General features: G+C 66.3%; 15 protein-coding genes. 6 read left to right on the forward strand and 9 right to left on the reverse strand.

Annotated features, from left to right (window positions below; all coding sequences use genetic code 11):
* Genes ACZYZF_RS05230 through ACZYZF_RS05255 form a run of 6 tightly spaced genes read right to left on the reverse strand, consistent with a single transcriptional unit; the run spans window position 1 to window position 4,498 of the window.
* Complete coding sequence (locus ACZYZF_RS05230) at window positions 1-282, reverse strand: BMC domain-containing protein (protein WP_044514625.1); 282 nt, start codon at window positions 280-282, stop codon at window positions 1-3.
* Between the two features lie 12 nt (window positions 283-294).
* Window positions 295-558 carry a EutN/CcmL family microcompartment protein gene (locus ACZYZF_RS05235; protein WP_454787673.1) on the reverse strand — a complete coding sequence of 88 codons (264 nt, stop codon included), beginning with the start codon at window positions 556-558 and terminating at the stop codon, window positions 295-297.
* Window positions 555-1,067, reverse strand: coding sequence for a hypothetical protein (locus tag ACZYZF_RS05240; protein WP_463743209.1), 513 nt, complete (start codon window positions 1,065-1,067; stop codon window positions 555-557). The genes ACZYZF_RS05235 and ACZYZF_RS05240 overlap by 4 nt, the downstream gene beginning before the upstream one ends.
* Window positions 1,064-1,669: a BMC domain-containing protein gene (locus ACZYZF_RS05245; RefSeq protein WP_276129495.1), complete on the reverse strand. Its 606-nt coding sequence runs from the start codon at window positions 1,667-1,669 to the stop codon at window positions 1,064-1,066. The genes ACZYZF_RS05240 and ACZYZF_RS05245 overlap by 4 nt, the downstream gene beginning before the upstream one ends.
* A gap of 4 nt (window positions 1,670-1,673) precedes the next feature.
* The gene (locus ACZYZF_RS05250; protein ID WP_463834752.1) at window positions 1,674-3,221 is read right to left on the reverse strand and encodes an aldehyde dehydrogenase family protein; all 1,548 of its coding nucleotides are present in this window, start codon (window positions 3,219-3,221) and stop codon (window positions 1,674-1,676) included.
* Window positions 3,218-4,498 carry a class-III pyridoxal-phosphate-dependent aminotransferase gene (locus ACZYZF_RS05255; RefSeq protein ID WP_463743207.1) on the reverse strand — a complete coding sequence of 427 codons (1,281 nt, stop codon included), beginning with the start codon at window positions 4,496-4,498 and terminating at the stop codon, window positions 3,218-3,220. The genes ACZYZF_RS05250 and ACZYZF_RS05255 overlap by 4 nt, the downstream gene beginning before the upstream one ends.
* 184 nt (window positions 4,499-4,682) lie before the next feature.
* On the opposite strand from ACZYZF_RS05255, the gene ACZYZF_RS05260 reads away from it, so the two are divergent.
* Together ACZYZF_RS05260 and ACZYZF_RS05265 are read left to right on the forward strand one after the other, a co-directional pair.
* Window positions 4,683-6,218, forward strand: a complete 1,536-nt coding sequence (locus tag ACZYZF_RS05260) for an APC family permease (RefSeq protein WP_463743206.1) — start codon at window positions 4,683-4,685, stop codon at window positions 6,216-6,218.
* A gap of 51 nt (window positions 6,219-6,269) precedes the next feature.
* Window positions 6,270-6,515 (forward strand): hypothetical protein, encoded by a 246-nt coding sequence (locus tag ACZYZF_RS05265; protein ID WP_463834753.1) that lies wholly within the window; start codon window positions 6,270-6,272, stop codon window positions 6,513-6,515.
* On the opposite strand, the gene ACZYZF_RS05270 is transcribed toward ACZYZF_RS05265, so the two are convergent.
* Together ACZYZF_RS05270 and ACZYZF_RS05275 are read right to left on the reverse strand one after the other, a co-directional pair.
* Window positions 6,495-7,391 (reverse strand): alpha/beta hydrolase, encoded by an 897-nt coding sequence (locus tag ACZYZF_RS05270; protein WP_463834754.1) that lies wholly within the window; start codon window positions 7,389-7,391, stop codon window positions 6,495-6,497. The genes ACZYZF_RS05265 and ACZYZF_RS05270 overlap by 21 nt on opposite strands.
* 48 nt (window positions 7,392-7,439) lie before the next feature.
* Window positions 7,440-7,802 carry a nuclear transport factor 2 family protein gene (locus ACZYZF_RS05275; protein ID WP_463743203.1) on the reverse strand — a complete coding sequence of 121 codons (363 nt, stop codon included), beginning with the start codon at window positions 7,800-7,802 and terminating at the stop codon, window positions 7,440-7,442.
* An 89-nt stretch (window positions 7,803-7,891) separates the two neighbouring features.
* Here ACZYZF_RS05275 and ACZYZF_RS05280 point away from each other — a divergent pair, with 89 nt between their 5' ends.
* Complete coding sequence (locus tag ACZYZF_RS05280) at window positions 7,892-8,719, forward strand: MerR family transcriptional regulator (RefSeq protein ID WP_463743202.1); 828 nt, start codon at window positions 7,892-7,894, stop codon at window positions 8,717-8,719.
* Window positions 8,716-9,486 (forward strand): SDR family oxidoreductase, encoded by a 771-nt coding sequence (locus tag ACZYZF_RS05285; RefSeq protein ID WP_463834755.1) that lies wholly within the window; start codon window positions 8,716-8,718, stop codon window positions 9,484-9,486. Before ACZYZF_RS05280 ends, ACZYZF_RS05285 begins: the two co-directional genes overlap by 4 nt.
* Window positions 9,487-9,494: 8 nt before the next feature.
* Here ACZYZF_RS05285 and ACZYZF_RS05290 read toward each other — a convergent pair whose 3' ends face one another.
* Window positions 9,495-11,693 (reverse strand): acyl-CoA dehydrogenase, encoded by a 2,199-nt coding sequence (locus ACZYZF_RS05290; RefSeq protein WP_463834756.1) that lies wholly within the window; start codon window positions 11,691-11,693, stop codon window positions 9,495-9,497.
* 124 nt (window positions 11,694-11,817) lie between these two features.
* On the opposite strand from ACZYZF_RS05290, the gene ACZYZF_RS05295 reads away from it, so the two are divergent.
* Both ACZYZF_RS05295 and ACZYZF_RS05300 read left to right on the forward strand, forming a co-directional pair.
* A complete protein-coding gene (locus ACZYZF_RS05295) occupies window positions 11,818-13,044 on the forward strand; it encodes an alpha/beta hydrolase fold domain-containing protein (RefSeq protein WP_463834758.1) in 1,227 nt (408 codons plus the stop codon).
* 27 nt (window positions 13,045-13,071) lie between these two features.
* Window positions 13,072-14,490 carry a WS/DGAT/MGAT family O-acyltransferase gene (locus ACZYZF_RS05300; RefSeq protein ID WP_463743198.1) on the forward strand — a complete coding sequence of 473 codons (1,419 nt, stop codon included), beginning with the start codon at window positions 13,072-13,074 and terminating at the stop codon, window positions 14,488-14,490.
* The last annotated feature ends 66 nt before the right edge of the window (window positions 14,491-14,556 follow it).

The following is a 14,556-nucleotide window of genomic DNA, read 5'->3' on the forward strand; positions in this document are numbered from 1 at the left end:
CTACTTGCTGGCAACCGCGAAGTGCGCGCCGAGTTCATTGTGCGGACGCGGGATGACGTGCACGCTCACCAGTTCGCCCACCTGCGAGGCGGTCTCGGCACCGGCCTCGGTGGCGGCCTTGACGGCACCCACCTCACCGGTGACGATCACGGCGACCAGGCCGTCGCCGACCTGCTGGCGATCGGTGATGGTGACGTTCGCGGCCTTGACCATGGCATCGGCAGCGGCCAGCGCAGCCACGTAGCCCTTGGTCTCGATCAGTCCGATTGCGTTGCTGGACATAGGTGTTTCTCCTTATTTGTTGGGTTTGGTATCAGGTTTGGTATCGATGGAGCCGATGATGAGTGCGTCGACCGGAGGCGGGGTGCCGGTGAACCACCCCGAGGCGACCGAGCCCTGGGCGACGAGGACCCGTTCGCCCACACCGCTGCCGAGGACGTCGAAGGCGATCAGCTTCGACCCGGTGCCGTCGATCTCGACCTCTAGGAACGCGCCGGGAGGAATGCCGTCGATCCGACGGGTCGACCACACGTTGCCGGTGACAACCGCTGAGATCATTTGCGCTCCTTCTCAATCGTGACCCCCAGAGTTCGGGCTTTTTCTCGGGCCAGCGGGGTGAGCACCGCCTTGCGGCCGAGCACGAGCGTGCCGCCGGCCATGTCGGCGATCTGCCGTTCGGTTACCGCGCCGCTTTCGATGCGCCTGCTGGCTCCCCCGCCGGATGGCCGGGTGGATCCCAACAGCCTGAAGCTGAGCCGACCTGTCTTGAGGTCGGCCCGGGTCTTCGGGCTCTCGAAGAGCCGCAACAGCTTCCGGACAAAGCTGTCGAGGTCTCGGTCATTGGTCAACTGCACTGTCTCGGTGCGGTTCTTGCCGTCGACGGCACGGGGCCCGGTGGGTTCCACGCCGAACTGGTCCGCGACCGTTGGCGGGGCAGATGGAGCCGGAGCCGGTGGTGGGGGGACAGCCACCGGCCCCGGAGTCTTCGTGGCAGCAGCGACATCCCGAACGGCCTCCCGCACCACCTCACGCACGAGGGCGCGCAGTTCGTCCCGGTTGATGCTCACGCGGTGGCCCTCGCCAGCGCGTCCCGGGCTGCCTCGGCGGCCGTACGAACATCGGCCTCGGTCCCGGACAGGTACACCCGGCCCGTGGCGCCGATCATCCGGAAATCGACCACCTTGATGTCCGCGGCCTTCTCGGCCTCGTTGGTGGCCAGGATGGCGTAGGACGCGGGGGCCACCTCGAGCACGAACAGTGATTCCCCGGGGAGCACCATCGAGCCGATCTTGTTGCGGTTGATCAGGAATGCGTGCTGGTGGTCGACGCTGGAGATGATCCGTGAGGCCAGCACGTTCGGCTGCACCGCGCTTCCGGTGTTGCCGCCCAGTTCGTCCAGTGCGGCGTCTGCGGCAGCTTTGACCGCACCCGTCTCGCCGTGGAACTCCAGATAGCCGAATTGTCGCTCTACCACCAGGATTCCGGCCTTGACCTCGGCGTGCTTGAGAGCGACGTCGGTGACGCCCTCGATGTCCAGTCCGGGGGCCACCTCGATGATCTGGGCGGCCTGATCGGCACGGGGAAGAGCTCCCTTGATCCAGGTGCCCAGATACGACATGGTCTGCGGTTGCAGCCGGTCGATGAAGATGAAAGAACGAAGTTCAGCCACAGCCCTACCTCTTGATCAGTTGTGCGAGTTCTTCGGCGACCAGCGCGCGCAGTTCGGCGCGCAGCGTGTCCAGGCCAGGGTCAGATGACCGGCTTGCGGTCGGGTACGCGCGGCGAGACGTCACCGGCGCACCGTCTCGGTCGTTGGAGGCATACGGATACGCGGGCACCGGGCGGGCGGGGGAGTGCCACGGGTCGAGGCCCGCGAAATTGCCCATGGGCACCGCGGAGTCGCTGTTGTAGGCGATCCGGGCCCAGTTGATCAGGTTCTGCGGCTGCAGGTTCTCACCGATCGAACTGCGCCCGACGAACCCGGTGCCGATGGTCATCGACGGTGCCAGGTTGGTGTCCAGTCCCGAACTGCCAGTGCTGTTGCCCACGTTGACCGACACCCGCAGCACCGGTACCCGGGCGGCGAAATCGGCTATCAGCGAGGGATTTTCGCTGTGGATCGCCGCCGAGTGACCGGCCCCGCCGATCCGCACCACTGCCCGGGCGGCGCGGATACCACGTGCGGCGTCGGCCGCGGTGGTCATGCCGAGCACCGGGGACAGCTTCTCGTGGGCCAGCATCTCCTCGGAGATCACGTCGTCGAACGGCGCGATCAGCACCCGGGTCTTGGGGGTGACCCGCAGGCCCGCCTGCCCGGCGATCCATGCGGCATCGCGCCCGACGACGTCGGTGTTGAGGTGACCGTCGGCGAACATGTAGGCCCGCAGGCGCCGTGCGCCATCCTCATCGAGGATGTGCGCGCCGGCACGGGTCAGTGCGCCGTTGAGCTTGCCCGCGATCGCGCCCTCGGCGATGAGGACGGATTCGTTGGTGCACAGCACCGAGTTATCGAAGGCCTTGCTGTCCACGATGCGCTTGGCCGCGGCGTTGATGTCCGCGCTGGCCTCGACGAACACCGGGACATTGCCGGGGCCGACACCGAGTGCGGGGTTACCGGAGGAGTACGCCGCACGCACGACGCCGGTGCCCCCGGTCGCCACGATGACGTCGGTGCGCTCGTCGGCCATCAGCGCCTGCACCAGAGGGATGGACGGTTCCTCGACCACCTGGATGATGCCGTCCGGTGCGCCGGCGGCCACCGCGGCCTCGGCAAGCAGCCGGGCCGCGTCGGCCGAGCACTGCTTGGCCCTCGGGTGCGGAGCGACGACGACGGCGTTGCGGGTCATCAGCGCCAGGATCACCTTGAAGTACACCGTGGCAACGGGATTGGTGGTCGGCGTCAATGCCAGCACCACGCCCGCCGGCCGGGGCAGCTCGACGATCTTGCGGGCCTCGTCGACGCGCGGCGACACGTAATCTTCGCCTCGGTAGTAGTCGACGATCCCGCGTGAGCAGGCCCGATTCTTGGTGACCTTGTCGGCCACCACACCCATCCCGGTCTCGGCCACCGCCTCGGCGGCGAACCGTTCGGCTGCGGCGTAGGCCGCGTCGGCCACCGCGTTGACGATGTTGTTCACCGCCACAGCGTCGTAATCGGCGTAGGCTGCCGCGGCCCAGCCGGCCCGCTCCAGCATGTGGCCGGCCTGTGCGGTACTGGTCATGATGCTTTACGTCCTCTCACGACGGTCTCGGCCCTGGCCACCGCTACAGCGAGGCGGTCCAGGACGTCCTCGCAGAGTTCGCGCGAGAGCAGGAGACCCGGTTTGAACTGCAGGACACGGGGATCCAGCGTCGAGAAGATCGCCCACACTCCGTTCTCGTAGAGTTCCCGCATCACGAACTTGGCGCCTTCGGGGTGGTCGAACTCCAGGCCGATCACCACACCGTTCTGCCGGATACCGACGAACCAGTCCGGGTGGTCGGCCTGGATGCGCTGCAGCCCGTGGTCGAAGATGTCGGCGATGTAGTGGACCATCGAACGGACTTCGGGGCGGGTGGAGATCTCGAGGGTCTTCAGCGCGGCGACACAGCCCAGCTCGGCGCCACCGAAGGTGGAGATGTGGCCGAAGCCGTCCTCGTCGAGCCACTTCGCGGCGCGATCGCCGAGCAGGGCCGCGGTGATCGGGTACATGCCACCGGACAGGCCTTTGCCGGTCACCAGGATGTCGGGCTCGATGCCGTGTTTGGTGATGCACCACAGCTCACCGGTGCGCATCAGGCCGGTCTGCACCTCATCGGCTATGTACAGAGTGCCGTGCTTCTCGGTGATGGCCTTGACGGCTTCCAGGTAACCAGGTGCGGGAAGCGGGAATCCGTAGGTGGCCGGGATGGTCTCCATGATCACCGCTGCGACATCGCCGGGGGCCAGCACACGTTCCATCGCCTCGATGTCGTTGAACGGCACCTGGAGGAACTCGTCGGGCTGGTCGGCCAGGAAGAACTTGGCGAACCGGTCGTCGCCGGTGGCCACGGCTAGGCCGGTGTGGCCGTGGTAGGCCTTGACGATCGAGACGATCTTGCGGCGTTTGGTGGCGTGCCGGGCGCTCTTGAGCGCGATGTCGATCGCCTCACCGCCTCCGGACCCGTACGCCACCTTCGTGATCGACGCCGGCGCGGTCTCGACCAAGCGCTGCGCCAGGGCGGTGCGGGCCACCGATGGGAAGTGGTGGTTGCCGACGTCGAAATGCTCCATGCCCTCGGTGATCGCCTGCATCACTTCGGGATTGCGGTGCCCGAGGTTGTAGGTGCCACCGTTGAGGTGCAGATCGATCAGGCGGCGGCCGCCCATGTCCCACAGGAAATATCCCTCGCGGCGGTCGATCACCAGATCGACACCGGTATCAGTCCAGAACTGTGTCTTGTCTGGATTCCAGAACGTCTTCGCCTTCTCCAGCACTTCGGCTTTGGATTCGAACGTGAACGTGCCGTAGTCGTACATGCGGCTCCCTCTCCAGCTATCCGGTAGCTGTGATGGGCCTCACCGTAAACGGTCGCAACCATTTCTGTCAATGGTTGCGAGAAGTGCTTGCCAATCGATTTTGGTAGTGCCAATATACGTAGGTCTCGACTGTGGCCCAGGCCACATCAGGGATCCCACTGTTACCTGGAAGGTGCCCCGATAGATGACCGATCAAGCCGTCGCTGGGAGCGAAAACGCAGCTCACGATGTTCAAAGACTGAAACGCAACGCCGTCGGCACGGTCGGCGTCATCTTCATGGCGGTGGCGACCGCCGCTCCGATCACGGCAATGGTCGGTAACGTGCCCATCGCTGTCGGTTCGGGAAATGGTTCGCACGCACCCGCCGGCTACATCGTCGCGACCGTCGTGCTCGGCCTCTTCGCCGTCGGCTACGCGACCATGGCCAAGCACATCACCACCACCGGTGCCTTCTACGGCTATATCTCCCACGGTCTCGGCCGTATCGCCGGGATGGCCAGCGGCGGGCTGATCACCATGGCCTATGTGGTGTTCGAGGCCTCGTTGATCGGGATCTTCTCGTTCTTCTTCCAGAACTTCATGCAATCCCAACTGGGCATCCACATTCACTGGGTGATCCCGGCGCTGCTGATGCTGGTGATCAACGCGGTCCTGACCTACTTCGACGTCAACCTGACCGCCAAGGTGCTCGGCGTGTTCCTGGTGACCGAGATCGTCATGCTCGCACTCGGCGCGCTGGCGGTGCTGGTCAGGGGTGGAGGTCCGCAGGGCTTCGCGGTCGCCGAGACCCTCAACCCGATCGGCGCATTCACCCCGGCCGCCGGAATCGCCGGCGCCAGCGCCGGATTGGGTTTGTTCTTCGCCTTCTGGTCGTGGGTCGGGTTCGAATCCACCGCGATGTACGGCGAGGAGTCGCGTAACCCCAAGAAGATCATTCCCCGGGCCACCATGCTGAGCGTCCTCGGCGTCGGCCTGTTCTACGTGTTCGTGTCCTGGATGGCCATCGCCGGCACCGGACCGCAGCACGCTGTGGAACTCGCGCAGGATTCCGCGACGTCCTCGGAGATCTTCTTCGCCCCGGTACGCAGCGCCTACGGCGAGTGGGCGATCACGGTGTTCAACATCCTGCTGGTCACCGGGTCATTCGCCTGCGGCATGGCGTTCCACAACTGCGCCTCCCGCTACCTGTACGCGCTGGGCCGGGAAGGTCTGTCCAAGGGCCTCCAGAAGACCATCGGCGCAACGCATCCCACGCATGGCTCACCGCACATCGCCTCGTTCGTACAGAGCGGGATCACCCTCGTCATCATCCTGGCGTTCTTGTTCGCCGGGATGGACCCCTACGTGCACATGTACACACTGCTGGCGATCCTCGGCACCATGGCGATCCTGATCGTCCAGTCGCTGTGTGCCTTCTCGGTGATCAGCTACTTCCACATCCGCAAGAACCATCCGGTGTCCAAGCACTGGTTCAAGACGTTGATCGCCCCCGGCCTCGGTGGGATCGGCATGCTCTACGTCGTGTACCTGCTGTGGGAACACAAGGACGCTGCCGCGGGCACCGCATCCGGCACGCTGTTGTTCAAACTGACCCCGTGGATCGTGGTCGGGGTGTTCGTATTCGGCGCGGCCATGGCCACCTACTTCAAGCTGCGCGATCCGCGCCGCTACGAGTTGATCGGCCGGATCGTGTTCGAGGACAACGTTGTTCGAGACTGAAGTGTTCGAGACTGCGGTCCTTCGAGACCGGAACATCGACCTGGCCGGTAGATGGACTCCTTCGAACGTCTCCTGTTGAAGTTCGTCCTCGCGTGGGCTCCGTACGGGGGCCCTCGCGAGGACGACATCTGGCTCGAGTTCGGTATGACCGCTGAGCAGTTGTTCGTCCGGTTCGCCGGGATCGTCTCCGGTCAGGTGCCCAGGGTCAGGGTGCTGTCGGCCGCCGACCGGTCACTGCTGGGACTGGCCTGCCGGTACCTGCGCCAGCAGCATGAATCAGGCGAACGCGGCGCGTAGGTTCGCGCACTGGCTGGCCATGAAAGCTTGCGCCACCGGCGTTTTCGCGGCGATCTGGTCGAATCCGTGAAACGCCCCGTACACCTCTTCGACCTGGCAGTCGACCCCGGCTTCCCGCAGGCGCTCGGCGTAGGCCATGTCCTCGTCATGGAACAGGTCCAAGGTCCCGACACCGATCCAGGCCGGCGGCAGCCCGGTGAGATCAAGACGTCGGCCCGGCACGGCGACGGCCGGATCGGCTCCTCCGAGGTAGGCCGACCAGCCAAACTGGTTGCTGCCCTGCGTCCACAGCCGGTGGCCGGGATTCTCCAACTCTGGGCCCACCGACCGGTCGTCGAGCATCGGATAGACCAGAATCTGGGCGGCCAGGGACACCTCGCCGCGATCGCGGGCCAGCAGGGCGAGTGCGGCGGCCAACCCACCGCCCGCGCTGGCGCCGGCCACTGCGACCCGTGAGGCGTCGACCGCGGGCAGCGCCGCCAGCCATTTCAGCGCGTCGTAGCAGTCCTCCAGCCCGGCCGGGTAGGGATTCTGCGGTGCCAGCCGGTACTTGACCGCGGCCACCGTGGCGCCCAGTTCCTTGGCGAAGCGTCGGCACAGGGCGTCGTCCTGTGCGGGGCTGCCCAGCACGTAACCGCCGCCATGGATCCACAACAGGGCAGGCGTCGGCTCGGTGGCACCGGCCGGCCGGAACAGTCGCACCCCGACACCGGAGCTCAAGGTCAGCACCTCGACGTCTGACGGTGTCTGCCGGTTCTGCAGCACCGTCAGCCGCTGCAGCAGCGGCAGCGTGCGTCTGGACACCAGCCGACGTGGGATGAAGCGGGCGATGCGTTCGAGGTCCGGATGGAAGCTGGGCGGGGTGGCGGTCGTCACCCCCACAGTTCTACCCGGTGATCTCGGTGGTGTGGAAAAAATGCCGCGTCAGGACTTGTTGATCACGATGAACAACGCGGCGATCAAGTCCTCGCGGGTGACGATGTAGTTGGTGAGGATCAACTCCTCTGGCAGATTCGTCTTGTCGTAGTCGCCGTCATAACGGGCTCGCAGCACCGTGACCCCGGACCGCTCCACCACCTCGATGACCTGCATGGTGACTCGATCACCGACGATCTCGTCGCGCACCCAGGTGCGGATGGCGTCTGGAGTGGTGAACTCGCGCTGGTTGTCGTGGACCAGCGCATCAGGAGTGAGAGCGGCCAGGACCGCTTCGACATCGAGGGAATTGACAGCATCGACGTAGCGGCGCGCCGCGGCAGGTATTTCACACATCTGTTCAATGGACATGCCGACAGCGTCGACTCGTCGGTAAGCGGAGGGTCAAGGCCGAGACCTAACCTTGAGTCTCCCCCTGGGGGAGCCTTCACACTGACCTCATGACGATCGATCTGTCCATCGGAGATTTCTCCAGAATGACGCAGCTGTCCGTCAAGACGCTGCGGCACTATCACGAGGTCGGCCTGCTCGAGCCGGACCGTATCGATTCGAGCACCGGGTACCGGTACTACGTCGCCGACCAGGTGCCGACGGCCCAGGTGGTGCGCCGGCTCCGTCAGCTGGGCATGCCCATCGCCGATGTGCGAGCGGTGCTGACGTCCGCCCCAGCCGACCGCAACAGACTGATCAGCGGTCATTTGCAACGGTTGGAGGACCAACTCGCCGAGACCCGCAGCGCCGTCGAATCCCTGCGTGCGATCCTCGAGCGTCCCGGGGGGAATTCAGCAGCTGCGGTGATCGAGCACATCAGCGTCACGGCAACCTCGGCCGCCGCGATCACCGCGACCGTCGACCGCGACGATCTGTTGCCCTGGTGGCATGGCGCTATGGGTGAACTTCGGGCAACGGTCGCCGCAAATGCGAACTCAGGGGCCGCTGGTGCGCCCGCGGCGCTGTTCGACTTCGACATCTTCGCCCACGATCACGGCACCGCCACGGTGTTCATTCCTGTCGAACGCGGTGTGCGGCCGGCCGGGCGCGTGCGGGATGTCGTCATTCCGGCGGCCGAGCTCGCGGTCGTGCGTCACCGCGGATCGCATGACGATGTCGACCTGGCCTACAGCGCTCTCGGCGAGTACGCGAACCGCCACGAAATCAGTGTGGAGGGTCCGCTGCGCGAGTACTACGAGCGATTCGCCTGGGACACAGACGATTCCACGGAGTGGTCCACCACATTGTGCTGGCCGGTCTTTCGGGCTGACGCATGAGCACGTTGCAGGGGCGGCGCGCGGTGGTCACCGGCGGCACCAAGGGTGCCGGTGCGGCGATCGTCGCCCGGCTGCGGGCTGCCGGTGCGCACGTGACCATAGTGGCTCGTCACCAGGGTGACGGCGTCCTGGCAGCAGATGACTTCGTCGCCGCGGACCTGACCTCGGTGACCGATGTCGCCGATCTGGCGTCTCATGTTCGCCGGAATGGCGGTGCCCAGATCTTGGTGCACACGGCGGGCGGCTCCGCGGCGCCACCCGGAGGATTCGCGGCGCTCAGCGATCAGGATTGGACCGATGAGCTCAGCCTGAACCTGTTGGCGGCGGTGCGGCTCGACCGGGCGCTGCTGCCCATGATGATCGAAGCGGGTTCGGGCGCCGTGGTGCATATCGGGTCGATTCAGAGTCGCATGCCGCTGTACGACGCCACCCTGGGTTATGCGGCGGCCAAGGCAGGACTGCGGGCCTACAGCAAAGGGCTGGCCAATGAGTTGGCGCCCAAGGGTATTCGGGTCAACACCGTATCCCCGGGCTTCATCCAGACCACGGCAGCCGAGGCGTTGATCGATCGCATCGCCGCAGCCGCCGACGGATCCCGCGAGGAGGCACTCGACACGGTGATGTCCGCTCTTGGCGGTATCCCGCTGGGGAGGCCGGCCCAGCCTGCCGAAGTCGCCGAGGTGGTCGGGTTCCTGGTGTCCGACGCCGCATCCTCGATCGTGGGTGCCGACGTGGTGGTCGACGGCGGCACGGTCCCGACGGTGTAGGCCGCCGGCTACTTCAGCAGCGGATCGCGGGGCAGGCCCAGGATGCGCTCGGCAATGGTGTTGCGGGTGATCTCGGACGTTCCGCCGGCGATGGTCATGGCACGGTTGCCGAGATAGGCCCGGGTCAGCTTCTGCGTCTGGCCGGTGACTCCGGCCGAGCCCACGAGATCCATACCCAGCTCGGTCAGGTGCTGGGAATGCTCGGCCACCAGCAGCTTGGTCACGTTGCCCTCGGGACCTGGCTCGGCGCCGGCGATGGCGCGGCTGACCCGGCGCAGATTCAGCAGGCGCAACGTGTGCCCGAGGGCGATCACCTCGCCGGCGCGGCGCGCGTAACGGGCTCCGTCGGGATCGGCGTCGATCAGGGCCACCAGCTCGTCGGCGTCGAATCCGGTCGGTGCCGCAGAACCGCCGCCGATCGAGATGCGCTCGTTGCCCAAGGTCGCACGCGCGACGAGCCAGCCGCGGTTGACATCGCCCACCACATCGGCATCGGGAACGAATACGTCGTCGAAGAACACCTCGTTGAAGTGTGCGTCGCCGGTGAGACCTCGTAGCGGATTCACTGTCACCCCAGGGGCTTTCATGTCGATCGCCATCATTGTCACCCCGGCGTGCTTGGGCGCCTCGGGGTCGGTGCGCACGGTGGCCAGGCCCCACTGGCAGTGCTGAGCCAGGCTGGTCCACACCTTCTGACCGGTGACCCGCCAACCGCCGTCGACCTTCTTGGCCGCGGTGCGCACCGCGGCGGCATCCGAACCCGCGCCAGGCTCGGAGAACAGCTGGCACCACATGACCTGCCCGCGCAGCACCGGTTCTACCCAGCGCTGCCGCTGATCGTCGGTGCCGGCCTGGGCGATGGTCAGGGTCACCCAACCGGTGATGCCCATATCCGCCCGCTCAACCTGTGCCGATTCCCCGGTCGCTTCGCTCCTGCCCGCCGGACCGAACTCTTCCTCGATCACCAACTGCTCCAACACATCAGCTGCACGGCCGTAGGGCTTTGGCCAGTGCGGCACCAGGTAGCCCGAGTCCACCAGGTAGTCGCGACGCTGGTCCTCGGGCAGCCCGAGGACAGCGGCTGCGGCGTCGCGCGCGTCCTGCCGGTACCGCTCGGCCTCTGCGGGGAGTGCGAAGGAGGCTCCGTTGGCCTGGCCGCTGCGTTGGCCGTCGACGACGTCGATCAGTGGATCGGCGCCGTCACCGAGCACCGCGGCCAGGGTGCGGGCGCGGCGCAGGTAGAGGTGTGCATCGTGCTCCCAGGTGAAACCGATGCCGCCGTGCAACTGAATGTTGTTCTCGGCGTTGAAGACAACCGCGCGGATTGCATGCGACGCGGCCACCGCGGCGGCGAACCACGCGCCGTCGAGATTGTCGGCGCGGGCAGCGTCCCACACCGCGGCGGTCGTCTGCTCGGCGTCGACGAGCATGTTGGCCGCGTGGTGTTTGACGGCCTGGAATGTGCCGATGGTGCGACCGAACTGCTCGCGCACCTTCGCGTACTCGACGGCCATGTCGAGCGCGGCCCATGACACTCCGACGGCCTCCGCCGAGGCGAGGATGCGGAACACCGTGCGGGCCGGGCGTGCGGCGCCGCGCAGTATCCGGCTTCCGTCGACGGCGACGGCCCGCAGATCCACCGCGCCGATGCTGCGGGTCGTGTCGAGTGAATCTTGTGCGGTGACGGTGATCCCGTCGGCCATGGCATCCACGATGACGATGTCGTCCCCGGCGGCCAGCACGAGCACCTGCGCGTCGGGTGCGCCGAGCACCGCGCGGGCCTGCCCGCCGAGCAGGCCGTCGTCACCGATACTCACCGAGCCGGCCAGGCCGAGTGCCCCCACTGTCGCACCGCCGGCGAGGCCCGGAAGAAGTTCGGCACGAACGGAATCCGGTGCGTAGCGGTCGATGACCACCGAGGCGGAAACGGTCGGCAGGAAGGGTCCTGGGCACAGTTCGCGCCCGGCGACCTCAACTACAACCGCGAGTTCGGGCAGGCTGAATCCCGAGCCGCCGTATTCCTCGGAGAGGGCCAGCCCGTTCCAGCCGAGGCCGGCACCGGCTGACCAGATCTCGTCGGGGTAGCTGCCCGCCATCTCGAGGGTGGCGCGTGCGGCTGCGCGGCTGCCGAGCCTGTTCAACTGGCCGAGTGCAGCGTCGGCGAGATCCTGGTGCTCTTCGGTGATGGCCAGCGCAGACTTAGTCATGGTTAGCGAAGCTAACGGGGGTTGCGTGGATAAGTCGATGTGAGCCAGGTCACATTTGGACGTCGGGTGCACAAGTCGGCGAAGTTGTCGCCGTAGTCAATACGCTGCGGGGTACGCTCGCGCAATGACGGCACGACCGGATAACCGGTACCCCGCACCGACGCTCGCTGATCGAGCCAGATGGTTGCTGCATGCCAAGCCTGCCGACCATATGCTGGCACTCAGCGTGGCATCGACTTCGCTACCAGTGGTGGGCAAGCACCTCGAACCGCTAGGTGCCCTGACCGCCATGAGTGTGTGGGGGTTCCGTCACCTGCCCGAATTCATCACCTCCTCGGCGAAGTCCTGGCTCACGCCGGACAACGGCGAGTTACGGCAGGCGGAGCGGGAGCAGACCAACTCGGTCGCCCAGGAAGCTCTGCGCGGCGTGGTCTCGCCGGCTGACCTTGCCATCGACTGGCCGGCCCCGGACAGCATGCCGCCGTTGTGGCACACCATGGAGTACCGGCGCGACGTGTACCGGACCTCGGTGCGCTACGGCGACGACCCGGCCCAGCTGCTCGATGTGTGGCGGCCCGCTGAACTTCCCAGCTCTGCCCCGGCTCCCGTGCTGCTGTTCGTGCCGGGCGGCGCCTGGGTGCACGGCGGCCGGATCCTGCAGGGCTACGCGCTGTTGTCACATCTGGCGCAGCAGGGTTGGGTGTGCCTGTCGATTGACTACCGGGTGGCCCCGCATCATCGTTGGCCGCGGCACATCACCGACGTCAAGGCCGCTATCGCCTGGGCGCGGGCCAATGTCGACAAGTTCGGCGGCGATCGCAATTTCGTCGCCGTCGCGGGCTGCTCGGCCGGCGGTCACCTCGCCGCGCTGGCCGGGCTCACCCCGAACGACCCGGATCTGCAGGGGGATCTGCCGGACGGGGCCGACACGTCGGTCGATGCCGTGGTCGGCATCTACGGGCGCTACGACTGGGAGGACCGCTCCACCGAGGAGCGGACCCGGTTCGTCGACTTCCTGGAACGGATCGTGGTGGGCCGCAAGCTCGATCGCCATCCGGAGATCTTCCGGCAGGCCTCACCGATTGCTCAGATCCATCCAGATGCGCCGCCGTTCCTGGTTATCCACGGCACCGGCGACAGCGTCATCCCGGTGGCGCAGGCCCGCAGTTTCGTCGACAAACTCAAGGCTGTGTCACGGGCAGTGGTGAGCTACATCGAGCTGCCCGGCGCCGGACATGCCTTCGATATGACAGATGGGGCCAGAACCGGGCCGATGGCTACGGCAATTGGCTTGTTCCTCAACCAGATTCACCGAAACCGGGCGATTGACGAGGCTAAAGCAGTCATCTAGACGTATCCACACCTGGGGAGGGACACCGTGAAACGGTTGAGTGGGTGGGACGCGTTCCTGTTGTACACAGAGACGCCCAACGTGCACATGCACACATTGAAGATCGCGGTCATCGCGCTTGAAGGCATGGGTGAGCGGACTTTCGGGATCGACGAGTTCCGGGAGGTGATCCGCGGACGGCTGCACATGCTCGACCCGTTCCGCTACCAACTCGTCGACATCCCCTTCAAGTTCCATCACCCGATGTGGCGCGAGAACTGCGACGTCGACCTGGACTACCACGTCCGGCCGTGGCGGGTACGCGCGCCGGGCGGGCGCCGTGAACTCGACGAGGCCATCGGCGAGATCGGCAGCACCTCGCTGGACCGCAGCCGGCCGCTGTGGGAGATGTACTTCGTCGAAGGTCTGGCGAATGGGCGGATCGCGGTGGTCGGCAAGATTCACCACGCACTGGCTGACGGTGTCGCGTCGGCGAATCTGTTGGCCCGCGGCATGGACCTGCGCGACGGCCCGCAGCGCGACGACGATTCGTATGCCACCGATCCGGCGCCCACCAAGACCGAACTGGTGCGCTCGGCGTTCGCCGATCACATGCGCCAACTCGGCCGGTTGCCCGCGACCGTCCGTTACACAACCCAGGGCTTGGGTCGGGTCCGGCGCAGCCACCGCAAGCTGTCGCCCGAGCTGACCCGCCCCTTCACGCCGCCGCCCAGCTTCATGAACCACATTCTCGATGAGAAGCGCCTGTTCGCCACGGCCACACTGGCTTTGGCGGATGTCAAGGAGACGAGCAAGGCGCTCGGGGTGACGATCAACGACCTGGTGCTGGCAATGTCGTCGGGGGCGCTGCGCACGCTGTCCCTCAAATATGACGGCCAGGCCGACCACCCGCTGCTGGCCTCGGTGCCGATGAGCTTCGACTTCTCACCCGATCGCATCTCGGGCAACCGGTTCAGCGGCGTATTGGTGGAGTTGCCGGTGGATGTCGCTGATACGGCCGAGCGGGTTCGCCGGGCGCATGATGCCGCGGCCCTGGCCAAGGAAAGCCACCAGTTGGTCGGCCCAGAACTGATCGCGCGGTGGGCGGCCTACATGCCGCCGGCGCCCGTCGAGGCGATGTTCAAATGGCTGTCCCATCAGGACGGTCAGAACAAGGTGCTCAACCTCAACATCTCGAACGTCCCGGGGCCGCGGGAGCGCGGCAAGGTCGGCGGTGCCACCGTCACCGAGATCTATTCGGTGGGGCCGATCACGACCGGCAGCGGGTTGAACATCACGGTGTGGAGTTATGTCGACCAGCTCAACATCTCGGTGCTCTCCGACGACGCCACGGTCGATGATCCGCATGAGGTCACCGACGGCATGGTCGAGGAGTTCCGCGAGATCCGTAGGGTCGCAGGGCTTTCGGACAAGCTGACGGTGGTCGAGTCCGCAATGCCGCAGTAGCCTCTCGCGCGAACAGACGCATAGGTACCCGTAACGGCAGTTTTCGGGTACTTACGTGTCTGCTCG

Source organism: Mycobacterium sp. IDUB_24 (assembly GCF_055419385.1).

Bases quoted from the DNA above. Each gene is read 5' to 3' on its own strand.
- ACZYZF_RS05280 (WP_463743202.1), top strand. From the start codon at position 7,892: ATGACGATCGATCTGTCCATCGGAGATTTCTCCAGAATGACGCAGCTG.
- ACZYZF_RS05255 (WP_463743207.1), bottom strand. From the start codon at position 4,498: ATGTACGACTACGGCACGTTCACGTTCGAATCCAAAGCCGAAGTGCTG.
- ACZYZF_RS05235 (WP_454787673.1), bottom strand. From the start codon at position 558: ATGATCTCAGCGGTTGTCACCGGCAACGTGTGGTCGACCCGTCGGATC.
- ACZYZF_RS05230 (WP_044514625.1), bottom strand. From the start codon at position 282: ATGTCCAGCAACGCAATCGGACTGATCGAGACCAAGGGCTACGTGGCT.
- ACZYZF_RS05285 (WP_463834755.1), top strand. From the start codon at position 8,716: ATGAGCACGTTGCAGGGGCGGCGCGCGGTGGTCACCGGCGGCACCAAG.
- ACZYZF_RS05250 (WP_463834752.1), bottom strand. From the start codon at position 3,221: ATGACCAGTACCGCACAGGCCGGCCACATGCTGGAGCGGGCCGGCTGG.
- ACZYZF_RS05275 (WP_463743203.1), bottom strand. From the start codon at position 7,802: ATGTCCATTGAACAGATGTGTGAAATACCTGCCGCGGCGCGCCGCTAC.
- ACZYZF_RS05290 (WP_463834756.1), bottom strand. From the start codon at position 11,693: ATGACTAAGTCTGCGCTGGCCATCACCGAAGAGCACCAGGATCTCGCC.
- ACZYZF_RS05260 (WP_463743206.1), top strand. From the start codon at position 4,683: ATGACCGATCAAGCCGTCGCTGGGAGCGAAAACGCAGCTCACGATGTT.
- ACZYZF_RS05265 (WP_463834753.1), top strand. From the start codon at position 6,270: ATGGACTCCTTCGAACGTCTCCTGTTGAAGTTCGTCCTCGCGTGGGCT.
- ACZYZF_RS05295 (WP_463834758.1), top strand. From the start codon at position 11,818: ATGACGGCACGACCGGATAACCGGTACCCCGCACCGACGCTCGCTGAT.